Source organism: Pseudobacillus sp. 179-B 2D1 NHS, from assembly GCF_045370945.1.
In the GTDB taxonomy this organism is placed as follows: Bacteria; Bacillota; Bacilli; order Bacillales; family Domibacillaceae; genus Pseudobacillus.
The window spans coordinates 1-13,787 of the sequence record NZ_JBIQDP010000047.1; the positions used below are offsets into that span (position 1 = coordinate 1).

Below are 13,787 nucleotides of genomic sequence, written 5' to 3' on the forward strand. Positions count from 1 at the left end.
CACTAGGCTATGTAAGCCCGATTGAATACAAACGATCGTCCCTTAAAAAGGCTGTCTGATTTAGTGTTGACAATCCACTATAGCTGATAAATGAAGTTTGATTATATTATGTATATTGGGTATAATTTAGGTATAAAATAAAACAAAAGAGAAGTGCTGGTAACACTCCTCTTTTGGCAACATTGCCGTTAGGGCGGATGTTGTCACATTAAAAAGTTACTTTTTATGCGATCCACCCTTTTTCTGCTTTCCACGGCAAGGGGTGGATTCTTCTTTATCTTTTAAAATCGTTTTTCGGAATATATAAGCTGAAAGTTCTCTTACAATCCCGGATAAAACTGATTTTGCAATATCGAAGAAATGTTCCATTGGTATCACCTCCTTTCCGTTAAAATAACGAAAAGAAGTGTGACAACCCCACCCCAACAGTATGTAGTTGCAACTCTATTATAACACACTTTTTCCTAAACTTTAACAAAAATATAACACAATTACACATATTCATATGTGTAATTGTGTTATATTTAGATAAAAAATTTTTAAAAAAAGAAGTGCGGCTGACACTTCTCTTTAAATATCAACTTCTTTTTCTTTTACGATCGTTTTTAAATACCATTCTTTTGTAAGATACATATTGCGAAAATGTTAGTCTTGGAGCATCCTTTAATGTCTTCATCCACGGGTACTCTTCTTTTTTAGAAATAGCAGTAGTATTTTCATTCCTCATTTTACAGTGAGGGCAAGTATCGGCCGATAATAAAGCTGTTTCAATTTGGTATCTCCTGAAATACTTCTTACATTCGGATTTTTGGCACTTATATAACTGATTAGCTCGTTTCAGTTGAATAAAAATGTGTCGAATCGTTAATAAGAAAATGTAAAGGATAATAAAGCCAATTATAAAAATAATAATACACTCCCTTCTTAGACTCTAACAATTACAGCTATCCTGTTATAAGGATAATTGCTTATACGAAACCAAACAACACAATTACACTAGAGTAAAAGTGTTATTGTGTTATCATTCTATAAACCCATCTTTTCAAATATCGTAAAAATGATACCTAAAAGAATTAATAAAAAGAAAATAAAGTAGGCTCTCTTGACTCTCTAAACATTTAATGCCTCCTCTTTTAATTACTTTGAGAGATCCCGATTGTTTTTATAACTTAAACTACAGCATCTTCAATACTTCAACAAAAAGAGCTATCAATAGTCCGATATATACTCCTATAAGCACAAACCCAATTAATTTCACTTGTCTAGCATAAATAACATAAACAAATGCAGGGATACTTATAATTAATACAACTAAAAGCATTGGCTTTGCTTGTTGCCATATTAGTAATAATGTATCTTGTAATGCATTGATCATTCCTCTACTCCTTATTTAGTTTGAAAGATCCAAAACACTAGCTTCTGTCTGCTCATAAATAGCTTCTTTTTTTCAATCAAATGTTTAGCATTTGCTATAACAAACCACGTAAAGAATAAAGCGAAAGTGAGAATCAGAAAACCACCTAGATACCAAAAAGCATATTCACTACCCTCCTTTATCATTGAAGCGAATAAAATTGCTCCTAACACTAAAAGCAAAAAACTGAGCAAAGGTAATATGAACAAATATTCTAGTATAAATTCATCCATTCTCTATCTCCTTCTTGTTTTGCTTCACAGTTAGCCACAAATGACTTGCAAGTTTGCTTTTTACATCTTCAAGGCTTGTCTCGTCCAATAGATAAATATAAGGTCCATTATCCATACGGCCATCTATACCTTTTAAAGATAATTGTTCGAACTCTACGTTCCCGGATCTCCCGTATTTTATTAATGACTGTATTTCATCAAACGTCATGCTAGTTTCCATGTTAGTTCCGACCGCTTTGAGAATTTCATCATAGTTAGAAATAGACTGAAAAGACAGGGCTTTGTTAACAATAGCTTTTAGAAGTTCTTGTTGACGCTTACCCCGTTCAATATCACTATCAGCATGTCTTGTTCGGGCTAAGGCCAATGCTTCCTCACCATTCAACTTCTGTAATCCTGGTTTAAGATGAATGGCATCATGGCGATCATTTGAATCTTTCTCCGATAGTTCATAAGGAACATTCGTCTCAATGCCGCCTACAGCATCAACAATATCCATAAACGCATAAAAGTTTACACGTACATAGTAATCAACCGGGATCTGCATTAACTCTTCGACGGTTTCAATAATTGCTTTTGCCCCACCGTAAGCATGGGCATGATTAATTTTTGTCATGTAACCCACTTCAGGAATATTCACATAAGAGTCACGAGGAATACTAACTAGTTTTATAGTTTTTTCTTTTACATTTAAGGTAGCGAGCATCAAAGAATCGGAACGGGACTTATTTTCCTTTATACGAACTTAGCTTTCATCAACACCGATAAACAAAATAGATATACTGTCTTTTAAAGGATGAACCTCTTCCTTTCGTAAAACTGATTTTTTCTTCCTTCGTCTTTATATGATTCTACAAGCACAGTTTCAGCTTTTTTGTATATGATGACTCCATATGCTGCTGTTCCTGCTAAAAGACATATAAGAGAAAAAGAAATAAAAAGTACAGTTCGTGTTTTTCGTTTAGTCCATTTTCTTTTTTTATTTGGATGTATTTTTAATACCACTCATTTTTTCTCCCATGTTTAATACTCTTTCTTAGGTTAAGCGTTCTATCTCATCAAAAGTCCTAGACGAAACACTAACATCTATAATTTTGCATTAATCGTATTCCTCTCTAGTCTTACTTATAGAATCTTGTTCTTCTGTCGATTTACACCAAAATAACCGCTGCTTTCAATCTTTGTCGTAAAGCGCAACTTCATAAGTTAATTCAAGATACTCGAAGATTTCTGTTTGAACCATAAAATCCCACCCACTTGATTGCCTTTTATGACTAATAGTCATTAAATAAATATTAAATGACTAGTAGTCATAAAGCCAATGGGTGTTTACTTATGAAACTAATAAAACGAAATATAAAGTTACACATCAACACATGCAAAACCGTGTTAATGTGTAATCATGTTGCTTAGTTAAAGGGAATTTGTTAATATTTTTAATTTTTGGATACAAAAGGTTATAATTTGATTATAAGGAAAGGAGGAATAAAATGGTCAATAGACAATTTTTACTCCCAGCAACCCTAATAATATTTTTTTTCCTGTTTCAGATCCCTTTTGTTTGGAGTTCACAAAGTACATTAAGTGAATGGAGTCAAATCTCACGGTTCAGAAGTTTTATCATTTACTTTGATATTCTTGTATTAGTTAGTGGGGTTTATAGCTTCTTTCGTTTTAAAAATACTGAAAAAGGAAACAAGACAATAAATATTGCTTTCTACTTGTTTGGAATTGTTTGGTCTGCACTCATTCTTTTTAAATTTAGCAACACATTTAGTTACCTTATCCTTTATATGTCCCTTATCATCTTACTGTTTTTTTACCTTCTCTTTAAACAGTTTTCGAGCCCTCAACAAAGTAAACAGACATAAACAGCCCTCTACTATCTATAGAGGGCTGTTTACCGTTAATTAGCATTTAGTTACTCGCTTATAGCTTGTAGATGTAACATATCCCGTGTGGTTTCCACTTCCAGATAATCATGCAGACAATTCAGTAGTAACCTGTAAAGCTCCACCCTTCTTAGAAGTTTCATTAAGGATTGTTGTTTGGAGTTTCTTTGTGTCAAAATCGCCTTCAATTAAAGAAATGAGTGAACCAACAGAGATACTAAGACCGCTTACATACAAGACATTCGCAAGGGCTGCTGAAATTGGGCCGGTAGCTGCAATAACAATAGCCGACAAACCAATCCTCGTAATAGCTTGAGTTAAATTTGTAAAATTAGTTCCTCTCTTCTTGTTTACATAGGTTGCAATATTAGTACCTGTAAAACATTTTGTTTTTTTGTTAATAACTCTTTTAGTAGCCATATCTGAATCTCTCCTTTTTTAATTTTGAACAATTACCGCGTTTATCTTGTTCCTCTATTAAAAAGGAATTTAACCCTTATTTGTAAACCACTATTTTTTATTTTTTTGTTTATTACTTATTAATTGTTGCTTTGAAATAAAGTTTGATCAAAAACGTCATTTGAACCTGCATATTGCAGCAAATAGAAAGAACCCGTTTTGAAAAAAGATTGATCGGAACGAGTTCTTTCTATGTGAACAATTATACAATTTTTATAAAAAGGTTTGATCATTTTATAGATATGAATTTCCGCAATCGCGCCCATTTGTTTAATATGAATTAGGGTAACCATGAAAGCTTTCAGAAACTCAAAAATTGAGAAATCTTTTTACAGCAGCCAAGAAGGCTGGTAAATTGTCATCATGTACAAAATGACTAGCCTTACCTATCGTCACCAATTGGCAATTCGGAATAAGCTCAGAAACTTCCTGCAATTTATTTTGAGGAATATGACTGGCTTCACCTCCTATAATAAGAGACGGCATGATTATGTCGTTAAGACGCAGCCACCATTCGGGATTGGGTTCATTAAGTTGACGTAAAATCGAAGGCACAACTAGCCAATCAAACGGTAGGAGATCAGAAGGTTTGGAAGGAACTTCGATCGGCTTATCCGGAAAAGGAGGTGGAGTGTCTTCAACAATCAACCTTTCTATCCTTGACGGAAATGTTTCCGAGAAAAGATAGGCTACTGTTCCCCCCATGGAATGGCCAAGTAGCGTAAATCGTTCCAAGTTCATAGCATTTGCAAAATGAAACAAGTCATCGCACATCAGTTCAAAAGTGTATGTGCCGGTTCTTGCACTCCCACCGTGACCCCGTTGATCTAAAGCTAAAACTCGGTATCTTTCTCCTAATGCAACAGCCACTTGATCCCATGATTCTGCACTTTTTCCCAGCGCGTGAAGTGCAATAAGCGGCGGTGCAGAAGGTTCCCCACTCTCGCGATATTGAAAAGTAAGGCCATTCAATTCAATTTGATTCACACGTGTTTCCATCTCCGATCATCTCCTAATGTGGTTTCGTCATTTGAAACCCGATTTACCTAAAGCCCATGCTACCAAAATTTATTCGAGATATGCCCCTTTTAAACCGTAGATCTCTGATTCTGGCCTCGACCATTTCAGCAAGCAGCTCTTCTTTTCCTTTGTAATAGTTATAGAGTAACCCTTTCGAAATGCCCGCTTGTTTGGCAATACCGCTTATAGAAGTAGCGTAATATCCTTGTTTCATAAATAACTCCATAGCTGCAGCTAGAATGTTTTCTTTGGATGCTTGGCGAATACAGTCATTCTCTTCGGGTGTACGTAGCATTTTAACTTCACCCCTCCATAAAAATAGTGATTTCTTGATATAAACCTTCAAAACCAGTGAGCAATCACTTTGCAATTCTTAGACAAAAGAGATACAAAATGTCCATCGCCTTAAATTAGCTCCACCACTATGAATAAGAACAACAGGATTTACATTTCCATTTATCTCGAAATGTAAATCCAATGCAATCCTCTATTTATTAACTGAATATTCTGTTTTATTTTATTATTGAATGAACGTTTAGTCAATATAAAACGTAATTTAATTTTGAATGATCTAAGATATTATTTCTATTGCGCAAAATGGACCGAGTGCTTAATAAGAAAAACCCTTAAATATCAAAAATCCATATATAGAACGGTTGAACTTTTTTCAAAACGGTGCAACTTTATTACAAATGGTTAAACTTTATTTTAAACCTATACTTAATAAACATTGATAAAAGAACAAATAGAAAGAGCGTGTTTTGAAAAAAGATTGATCAAAATACGCTTTTTCTATATTCAATTCAATCAACGTATTTTAAAAAAGTTTCATCATTTTATGGCTATGACCTTCAATAAACGCGCCTAATTGCAGAGGTTAAAAAGAATAGAGTTCTATTATTTTTTCTAAGGATAATTTATTCGGATTACACACGTCAACAAAATAGGGTAACTGCCATTTTTGGGTTTTCATCGCTTGATTACTACTCGGACTATCCCAGCTAGGATAAACTCTTATTGCCATCTTGCCCTTTGTTGAAGTAGACCTAAGAATATTCTGTTTTAAAAGAATTTCTTTTGGAAAAACAAATTGACCAAACTCATTTTGGTTTTTAAAGGTAGTTATAATTAATAAATCAGGGGCTTCCTCATATAAGTAGGGTTGATTTTTATTACTTTCGTCTTTTTCCCAAAATGCAACAAACTGCCCTACTTTGTTAGGGGTTATATTCGCAACTCTGAATCGAACTGTTTTAGAGGATAATTGAAATGTGCCAGCACCATACTTAGAATTTTGCTTCTCTTCTTGAATTGACTTCACGGTTAAGTGATTCGGCTCATAAAACATTTTATTTACATAAGTTAATGCTGTAAAAAAGTCATTCATTTCTTCACTCCTAAATATCAAACAAAATGGACCGATTGTGGAATTACCACAATCCTTTAGTCACCGTAATTGTATCAAACCTCTTTATAAATTATTTGAACTTTATTCGAATGATCAATCTTTATTATAAATTATCAAGCTTTTTTTCAAAGGCACAATAACGACATTATCTTTTTGATTTAATACTGTGTTGCCAATTCCCCTTTAATTGCTCTTCTATCGTCTTGGAAGGAATAGAGAGGTCTACACCCCTGAATTAGTCTTTTCTCCCTCAATATGAGAGCTTGGCGTATCCCTTGGCTGCTCTGCCATAACCGCTCCCCCTCCCTCGGACGGTGGTTTTGGAGTGAGCTTCAAAGTCAATAAGATAATATTTTAGAAATAGCATCTTCACCTATTAAACAAAAACACCAACACAATTACACTAGTATAAATATGTAATTGTGTCAGTGGATCTTTAATAAATTCTGTTGTTACTAGTTAGAAAATTGATATGACTTTCTTTTAATTGCTATTGACTCTTAATTCACTAAGTAACAATGAATAGCAATACCACTTTTAATGATTTAACGTTCTAATGCTTCTAGCACTTTAACTTTATTATCTCTTCTTAGCACACTAGAATTTTCTTTACTCTCTCTTTCAAATAAATAATCTATTATGTCCTTTTCCAACAACTTCAACTGTTCTTGATCAAGATTTTTTTCCTTTCGTATTTGATGATGTGGATTAACATAATCGCCATCTCCTATATCTAAACGATCCATGTTAATCACATTAATCTGCCCGGACTCTTCTGGCATAAGAACATGATAGCGTGTCTTGCCATACCAAATTTCCGAGTAATACTTTTCTTCCAACATTTCCATTCTCCAATTTGCTTCTCCAAATGGTATTAATTCATTAGAAGTTAATTCCTCTAATTCAGACCATTGAATTAAAACGTGCGGTCTTTCAATCAGTTGAGGATCAATGACTGCATACCGTCGTTTGAAATACTCATTGAACTCTTTTAAAAATGCTGAATCGCTCAATTCCTTCATCTTAGCAAGTTGATTAGGATCTTTCTCTTGTACCATTGCTTTTAGTTGCTCTAGGGTGATATAGCTCTCTTCTGTTAAAGATAAATGCTGATAATGGACAAGCAAAAACTTCTTGTCATTAGATTGCTCTTTACTTGCCTCAAATTCCCGTTCTTTCACTAACTCATTTTCAATAATTGAGATAAAATCATGAGCCGTTTCCCTTACTTCCCGTAGCAATCGCTCCTGGTCTTTCAATTCTTTACCATTCGTCCAATGATTGAGGTAAGGCAAAGAATATTCTGTAGTGTCCAATCCAAAATAACTAGACACCGTATAAGCAACCATTTCAGCCTGAAACTCTTTTTCTTGCGTTGTATATTGATTATGAGTTTCTTCTGTATGCAGCACAGCATGAGCCAATTCATGAACTAACGTTTTTATATTTTGAAGCTCACTGTTCCGGGGATTAAGAGCGACTTCTTTCAATTTTCTGTAACTAACTCCTTTAGCAGCTCCCAATTCGTTATACGGCTCTACAATTTTAATGCCATTTACTTCAGCTACTTTCTCCAATGCTTTATATACCGTCTTATAGTTATCTACCGTTCCCTCTAACCAACGATTCGGAAAAATAGAAGGCAAGTCTTTGGCTGTGGCATCGGTCTGTGAAACATCAAATACATGCCCAATATCAAAATAGGTACGAGTATAAGTTTCTATTTGCTGCTTTTTTATCTTTTCTTTCTCATCTTTATTCGCATATTTTAATTGGACTTCTTGATCTCCTCGTTTGAAATAGGTAGTCACTTTAGGAACAATAATTTTGATTCCCTTCTCTCCTTTTTTGACCGAGAACCCTTTTTCTTTCCAAAATTTAAAGGAGCCGACTGCTTTGGCTCCCATAAATTGACTATCTATTAACATACTATTGTTGGTAGAGTATTGATGAAACTTAGCCATAAAACTTAAATACTCTTTAATACTTTCTGGACTTTTAAAGTAAGAAGGAATCTTTTTCTCCATTTCACTAGTTAGATCTTGGATCTCTTGCTTTTTTTCTTCCCATGTTTTTTTCTTATATACTTTGGCCATAATTAAAATCCCTTTCCTTCAGTTTATTCAATCCCTCGTAATTCAATAAGTAATTGATCTTCAGGCACTTTAGCATCCAAAAGGATTTTTCTTTCTTCCATTTGAACCGGGATAAGCGCAGTAGGTTGATCCTTGATTATTTCCTTTACACGACTTAACGTTTGAAGAGATTCTTGTATAAGAATCTCTTCTTCACCGATAGCTAAAGTAATAGATGTATCCGTTAATTCTTTGACTAACCCCAATGAAACTTGTTCTGTTTTCCCATTGCACAAAACGGAAATATTCATCATTTCGCCTCCATTTTTAACGCTCATATTCATTTTGTTTATTACGTACTTCTCTGGACTTTACTATTTCTTTAACGTCTTCTTCCGATAAATAGTCAATGCATTCCCAATCTTCCTTACCAATATCTCGGCTCTCTAAAATGATGTGAGTACCTTCATCACATCCTCGCACTTTCATTTCCTCTGTTGAAGATTTAAAATACATGGCATGACTATCTTCCATATCAAACTTAAAATTCTCTCCCCATCTAGATTGAACAATAGTAAAAGCTAATTCCTTCTTCACTAATAATTCCCCCCACTATGATATTTAGAAAAAGATTACTAATGGAAACAGCCATTCAAATACATTTGTTGCTTCTACCAACAAGTTATTCACCTCCTTCAATGTATTTTTAAAATAAAAAAGACCTTGAAAACAAGGGTTCAAAGTCTCTAAGAAATTAAGTAATTATTTTTTATTTGGAAACTCAAACGATAATTTCCCATCCTGAATCCGCAAATAGGCATCAAAAGAGCGACCTTTGGTACTCTTAAACCCTTTGATTAAGCCAGTCTTTTGACCATTGATTAGCTTCTTAATGTTTGTTACACTCAATGTTTTATCACAGTATGTTTTTGGAAGAGAAAACTTGCACCCCTCTCGATACCTATGGCATCCATAAAACTTCCCTTTATCATGAATATTCCCTTTATCACAAACAGGGCATACCCCTATACTTGATTCTTGTTTTATTTGTTTAACAGATTTATCAAGTTGATCCATCTGTTTCGGTGCTTCACAAATAAGAGAATGAAGAAACTGTTGAATTTTTTGTAGGAAGGCTGCTTGTGTTCCTTCTCCCTTTCCAATTTTCCGCAAGTATTGTTCCCATTTGGCTGTCATTTCAGGACTGGCTAATAATGTACCTTCAACTGCCTCACAAAGAATTTTTCCTTTTGGTGTAACAGATACGATATTCCGTTTAACCTCAATATATTTTTGTCCTTTTAGTGTTTCGATAATGCCAGCCCTGGTTGCCTCTGTGCCGATTCCTTCAGTTTCTTTTAACGTCTCTTTAGCTGCTTCGTCCTCAATATCTTTACCAGCTCGCTTCATAACCTGAATAAGTTGCCCCTCAGTATAAGGCTTAGGAGCTTGGGTGATTCCCTCTTTTAATTTCACATGCACAAGACAAGCTTCACCTTCAGTGATAACCGGCAAAACAGAAGGTTTTTCTGTTTCTTCACTTGGTTTTTCGTATATTTCAAATAAAGTTTTCCACCCTTTTAATTTTTCAACTTTTCCTTTCCTTTCAAAAAGAAGCCCATTCACATTCACTTCTACCACTGTTTCTTCATACTCATAATCGGGCGCAAACATTGATAATGTGGTAAGAACAATTTCCTGATAAATGTTTCGCTCTTCTTCTGACAATTTATCCAGTTGAGCAATTTGCTTCGTTGGTACTATCGCATAGTGTTCTTGAACTTTTTGGCCATCGACAAACCGTTTCTGAGGTTCAGGAAAGGCGACAGCTATCTCTACACCTAGACAAGATAAATAACTAGTTAAGTTTTCTTTGAGGTAGACAAATTCATTTTCTGTAATGTACTGTGTATCTGTTCGTGGATACGTAATCAGTTTTTTTTCATAAAGGGCTTGGACGATTTTTAAAACGGTTGAAGGGCTATACTTCCATAATTTATTTGCTTTTCCTTGTAGTGTTGAAAGCGAATGAAGCTTGGGTGACTTTGTTGCCTTTAACGTTTGTTCTAATTTTTGGATGACTCCTTGATTTTCTCCTTCACTAACCCCATGCTTTTTTAAATTAGAATAAGCTTCCTCTTTAGACGAAAAGCGTTCTTTATGCTTTGCTTCAAATTGTCCTTCTTTTACATGAACATCGCCCAAATATTCATAAAATGGTTGAGGCTTGAAATGTTCAATTTCCCGTTGTCTTTGGTAAATTAAATAAAGTGTCGGTGATTGTACACGACCCACACTAAATACATCTTGTAACCCTTTTTGCCGCAACATTAAAGTATAGAAGCGTGACGCATTTATACCCACTAACCAATCGCTAAATTGTCTGGCCTGTGCTTCTAAATATAGAGACAAATACAAATCACCTTCTTTTAATTGATGAAACCCTTTTTGTACTTCCTCTACTTCTAATGAATTAATCCATAGTCTTTTTGTTGGCTTATTACTTACCCCGGCCATTTCAATAATGCTTCTAGCAATGTTCTCTCCCTCACGATCACAATCTGTAGCCACAACAATTTCATTAGCTTGTTTCAATAAATTCTTCACAACTTGAAACTGTTTTTTCTTATCCTTAGCCACTTGAAATTTAAATGTGTTTGGGAGTATCGGCAAAAATTTCATATCCCAAACTTTCCACTCATCCTTATACGCTTCAGGTTGTACTAACTCTACTAAATGGCCAAATCCCCAAGTAATAAATGCTTGGCCATCAAAAAAACGGTTATCTTCAACTTGAAAATACCCGTCTGCTCGTTTTACTTTTTGAAATGCTTCAGCATAGGCAGCCCCTTGACTTGGCTTCTCTGCTAAAATAACAGTAGTATTCATTTCAGTTTCTCCCTTCTTTTTTTAGAGAAAGTTTGACAAATGGTATGGCTATTCACTCCCCAAATATGTCCTTTACCATTTGTATAAAATATAAGTCCATATCCTTCTCCTAAATATAAATAACCATTGTTTTCAACATAGTTACGCACCAACTTCTTTGACATAAAACCCCTCCAAAATAAAAAAATGAACGATTAAATCATCGTTCATAACCATCAAGTGTACGATCAAACTCTTCAAGATTTCGATCCTTTTGATACTCATGATAGGTTTTTCTTAATCTAAATTGCAGATTCCGTATGGCAGAATCTAAGGAAGATCTTTGTTTCCAAGCTCGGCTTTTTGTGTAGGAGTGAACAGGATTTTTTAATTCCTTTTCTCTAAGCCATTTCTCTCTCTTGTCATATACTTTCATCTCTAAAAGTACCGCATTACCCATGCGTTTTTTTAAATCGTTAATTTTTGTTTCTTTGTACCTTTCATAATTACTTCCTTCACCATATAGCTCTTTCATTACACGCACTTCATCATCTAATAATTGGTGCAGTTCTTTCATTTCTTTTCGGTGATGAGTGTTTAAGTAGGTGTCCACGATCTCATCAATGTAAGGACGAGCTTCATTAATAGCATGATAACCATACTGCCATTTCCCTCTATCTTCTGGAAGTTTTTTTATAGTTTTTTGGAACAAATTTTTTGTTTTTCTATACGTTGATAAGTCTATATTTTTCTTGGTTGAAACTGATCCTCGAATTAACTCATTGATCCGATTTCTTTCTTTTGTTCGGTCTAAAATTGTATTAGCAACTTTAGATTTCATCTTATCCAATGTGCCCTGTTTTCTTTTAGCCCTGTACTGTTCCGTCCATTCTTTTTTTTCTTTATCAAAGATTCTTTTCTTTTTTCTTGTTGGGATTGGTTCAACGGTTGCAACATGGACATGAATGTTATCAGTATTATAATGAATGGCTGCCGACCAAATAGCCGAGTCCTCCATATCTTCTGCCTTTAACATTTCCTTAACAGCTTCACGTACTACATTCTTTATTTTGATTTCATCAAGTGCTCTCGTTTTTGGATCATATAACTTTTGTTTCTTCAGCCATTCGTTATCAAAACTTATAACATCTTGCCAAAGAGGAGATCCATTTTTTTGAGCAACATGGAATATTTCTTTCAATTCTTTTTTTTGTTTTAAATTCAATTCATCAATAGTATTGGTAAATAGAGATCCTTCTTTCTCTTCATCACTCATGTAATTTATATAAGAATGATAAACCTGAAAGTCGTTCATGTTGTTTGAATCTCTATCAATATTAATTCCTTTTTTAACATCGTCACGATCCATATATTCTACGTAATTATTATATTCACTGGAACTAGGCATAACGAATTTGCTCTTTAAAACAACTCCCGGCGACTTACTCATTCAGCTTTTTTCCTTTTAGTTTCAGAGTCAAGTTTACGTTGACGGTTGTGAGCAATACGTTTCATAATTAACTCTTCTGCTTCCTGAAGCTCATTTGTTTTGAGTTTTTCCGTTGTTCCTAACGCTTTAAATTCATGAATAACAAAGTAATGATTCCAAAACTCCAAGATCATTTGCACATGCTTATCAATGATGTTGGCAGCGATCCGTACTCGATTTAAGTCATTCTTTAACGGTGTTAATTTCTCTTCAAGATGTCGCTCAACCAAACTATCTATTGATTCAATTAATGATATTCTTTCTTCATGACGATCTTCAAAATATCTATCCATTGCTAACTCAATAGCACTTGTTTGTGATATATTTTTTTCGTTGGCCAATGTTAAAATTTTATCAACTGTTCTTTTATTAAACCTAAAGGTTTTTTTTATCTGGCTCACTTGAACCCCCTCCAAAAATATTCATAAATTGATCTACCTCGCTCTCTTCTGTATCCATCATCATTAAGAAAAGGGTCTTTAACTTTTTTACTTCTTCATTATTTTCTTTTACCATATCGGTCACTCTTCCCAATACAGCAATAAAATGATGAATGGACTCTTCTATTTGATTTCTTTCTTGGATAAACGGATCAATATAAGCCAACTTTTCAAGATGAATTTTTAAAAATTCATTACGTGACAAATTCTTTTTCTTTGCCATTTGATCAATTTTTTTAACCGCTGCTACGTCGATCTTGCGAATTTTAATGTCCAAAAAATCACCCCATTTATATGTTCCATTACTCTAAAAACGACAAAATGTTTTTAGAAAGAGAAAGAGACATGCAGGTGTTTAGCATGTCTCTTTTGCCAGCAATTCCGTGACTACGGAACTGCTGGAAGTACAGCAAAGAGCATAAGGGAAAAATGCCCCCACTTAACGTGTGGGGTTAGGCAGAGCCTAACTTTTCAATGGGGTCACAAAAA

At 34.3% G+C, this 13,787-nt stretch carries 16 protein-coding genes and 1 pseudogene; all 17 read right to left on the minus strand.

Annotation, left to right across the window (positions count from 1 at the left end):
• Positions 1 to 216 precede the first annotated feature (216 nt).
• The 17 genes and pseudogenes from ACH0BF_RS24275 to ACH0BF_RS24355 all read right to left on the minus strand — a co-directional run bounded on the left by ACH0BF_RS24275 (position 217) and on the right by ACH0BF_RS24355 (position 13,575).
• Positions 217 to 369 carry a hypothetical protein gene (locus ACH0BF_RS24275; RefSeq protein WP_406910460.1) on the minus strand — a complete coding sequence of 51 codons (153 nt, stop codon included), beginning with the start codon at positions 367 to 369 and terminating at the stop codon, positions 217 to 219.
• An 805-nt stretch (positions 370 to 1,174) separates the two neighbouring features.
• Complete coding sequence (locus tag ACH0BF_RS24280; protein ID WP_340856655.1) at positions 1,175 to 1,375, minus strand: hypothetical protein; 201 nt, start codon at positions 1,373 to 1,375, stop codon at positions 1,175 to 1,177.
• 11 nt (positions 1,376 to 1,386) lie between these two features.
• Positions 1,387 to 1,647 carry a hypothetical protein gene (locus tag ACH0BF_RS24285; protein ID WP_340856657.1) on the minus strand — a complete coding sequence of 87 codons (261 nt, stop codon included), beginning with the start codon at positions 1,645 to 1,647 and terminating at the stop codon, positions 1,387 to 1,389.
• Complete coding sequence (locus tag ACH0BF_RS24290) at positions 1,640 to 2,353, minus strand: LCP family protein (RefSeq protein WP_406910461.1); 714 nt, start codon at positions 2,351 to 2,353, stop codon at positions 1,640 to 1,642. The genes ACH0BF_RS24285 and ACH0BF_RS24290 overlap by 8 nt, the downstream gene beginning before the upstream one ends.
• A gap of 83 nt (positions 2,354 to 2,436) precedes the next feature.
• Complete coding sequence (locus tag ACH0BF_RS24295) at positions 2,437 to 2,652, minus strand: hypothetical protein (protein WP_406910462.1); 216 nt, start codon at positions 2,650 to 2,652, stop codon at positions 2,437 to 2,439.
• A gap of 974 nt (positions 2,653 to 3,626) precedes the next feature.
• Positions 3,627 to 3,959, minus strand: coding sequence for a hypothetical protein (locus tag ACH0BF_RS24300; RefSeq protein WP_340856663.1), 333 nt, complete (start codon positions 3,957 to 3,959; stop codon positions 3,627 to 3,629).
• A gap of 348 nt (positions 3,960 to 4,307) precedes the next feature.
• The gene (locus ACH0BF_RS24305; RefSeq protein WP_340856665.1) at positions 4,308 to 4,997 is read right to left on the minus strand and encodes an alpha/beta fold hydrolase; all 690 of its coding nucleotides are present in this window, start codon (positions 4,995 to 4,997) and stop codon (positions 4,308 to 4,310) included.
• A gap of 97 nt (positions 4,998 to 5,094) precedes the next feature.
• A pseudogene (locus ACH0BF_RS24310) lies at positions 5,095 to 5,313 on the minus strand (TetR/AcrR family transcriptional regulator); the annotation flags it as partial.
• Between the two features lie 582 nt (positions 5,314 to 5,895).
• A complete protein-coding gene (locus tag ACH0BF_RS24315) occupies positions 5,896 to 6,405 on the minus strand; it encodes a MepB family protein (RefSeq protein ID WP_340856666.1) in 510 nt (169 codons plus the stop codon).
• A gap of 566 nt (positions 6,406 to 6,971) precedes the next feature.
• On the minus strand, positions 6,972 to 8,522 hold the full coding sequence (locus ACH0BF_RS24320; RefSeq protein ID WP_406910463.1) for an LPD25 domain-containing protein: 1,551 nt from the start codon (positions 8,520 to 8,522) through the stop codon (positions 6,972 to 6,974).
• Between the two features lie 23 nt (positions 8,523 to 8,545).
• The gene (locus ACH0BF_RS24325) at positions 8,546 to 8,815 is read right to left on the minus strand and encodes a hypothetical protein (RefSeq protein ID WP_406910464.1); all 270 of its coding nucleotides are present in this window, start codon (positions 8,813 to 8,815) and stop codon (positions 8,546 to 8,548) included.
• Positions 8,816 to 8,828: 13 nt separating this feature from the next.
• The gene (locus ACH0BF_RS24330; protein ID WP_340856671.1) at positions 8,829 to 9,098 is read right to left on the minus strand and encodes a hypothetical protein; all 270 of its coding nucleotides are present in this window, start codon (positions 9,096 to 9,098) and stop codon (positions 8,829 to 8,831) included.
• Positions 9,099 to 9,263: 165 nt separating this feature from the next.
• Positions 9,264 to 11,390, minus strand: coding sequence for a type IA DNA topoisomerase (locus tag ACH0BF_RS24335; protein ID WP_406910465.1), 2,127 nt, complete (start codon positions 11,388 to 11,390; stop codon positions 9,264 to 9,266).
• Entirely contained in the window at positions 11,387 to 11,554 is a 168-nt protein-coding gene (locus ACH0BF_RS24340) for a hypothetical protein (RefSeq protein ID WP_406910466.1), read from the minus strand. The genes ACH0BF_RS24335 and ACH0BF_RS24340 overlap by 4 nt, the downstream gene beginning before the upstream one ends.
• Before the next feature lie 35 nt (positions 11,555 to 11,589).
• Positions 11,590 to 12,819 (minus strand): MobP2 family relaxase, encoded by a 1,230-nt coding sequence (mobP2, locus tag ACH0BF_RS24345; protein WP_340856676.1) that lies wholly within the window; start codon positions 12,817 to 12,819, stop codon positions 11,590 to 11,592.
• On the minus strand, positions 12,816 to 13,259 hold the full coding sequence (locus tag ACH0BF_RS24350) for a hypothetical protein (protein ID WP_340856678.1): 444 nt from the start codon (positions 13,257 to 13,259) through the stop codon (positions 12,816 to 12,818). Before ACH0BF_RS24350 ends, mobP2 begins: the two co-directional genes overlap by 4 nt.
• Positions 13,234 to 13,575: a hypothetical protein gene (locus ACH0BF_RS24355; RefSeq protein ID WP_340856680.1), complete on the minus strand. Its 342-nt coding sequence runs from the start codon at positions 13,573 to 13,575 to the stop codon at positions 13,234 to 13,236. The genes ACH0BF_RS24350 and ACH0BF_RS24355 overlap by 26 nt, the downstream gene beginning before the upstream one ends.
• Positions 13,576 to 13,787 lie beyond the last annotated feature (212 nt).

Coding starts and splice junctions, on each gene's coding strand:
- ACH0BF_RS24275 (WP_406910460.1), bottom strand. CDS start 369: ATGGAACATTTCTTCGATATTGCAAAATCAGTTTTATCCGGGATTGTA.
- ACH0BF_RS24280 (WP_340856655.1), bottom strand. CDS start 1,375: ATGATCAATGCATTACAAGATACATTATTACTAATATGGCAACAAGCA.
- ACH0BF_RS24285 (WP_340856657.1), bottom strand. CDS start 1,647: ATGGATGAATTTATACTAGAATATTTGTTCATATTACCTTTGCTCAGT.
- ACH0BF_RS24290 (WP_406910461.1), bottom strand. CDS start 2,353: ATGCTCGCTACCTTAAATGTAAAAGAAAAAACTATAAAACTAGTTAGT.
- ACH0BF_RS24300 (WP_340856663.1), bottom strand. CDS start 3,959: ATGGCTACTAAAAGAGTTATTAACAAAAAAACAAAATGTTTTACAGGT.
- ACH0BF_RS24305 (WP_340856665.1), bottom strand. CDS start 4,997: ATGGAAACACGTGTGAATCAAATTGAATTGAATGGCCTTACTTTTCAA.
- ACH0BF_RS24315 (WP_340856666.1), bottom strand. CDS start 6,405: ATGAATGACTTTTTTACAGCATTAACTTATGTAAATAAAATGTTTTAT.
- ACH0BF_RS24320 (WP_406910463.1), bottom strand. CDS start 8,522: ATGGCCAAAGTATATAAGAAAAAAACATGGGAAGAAAAAAAGCAAGAG.
- ACH0BF_RS24325 (WP_406910464.1), bottom strand. CDS start 8,815: ATGATGAATATTTCCGTTTTGTGCAATGGGAAAACAGAACAAGTTTCA.
- ACH0BF_RS24335 (WP_406910465.1), bottom strand. CDS start 11,390: ATGAATACTACTGTTATTTTAGCAGAGAAGCCAAGTCAAGGGGCTGCC.
- ACH0BF_RS24340 (WP_406910466.1), bottom strand. CDS start 11,554: ATGTCAAAGAAGTTGGTGCGTAACTATGTTGAAAACAATGGTTATTTA.
- mobP2 (WP_340856676.1), bottom strand. CDS start 12,819: ATGAGTAAGTCGCCGGGAGTTGTTTTAAAGAGCAAATTCGTTATGCCT.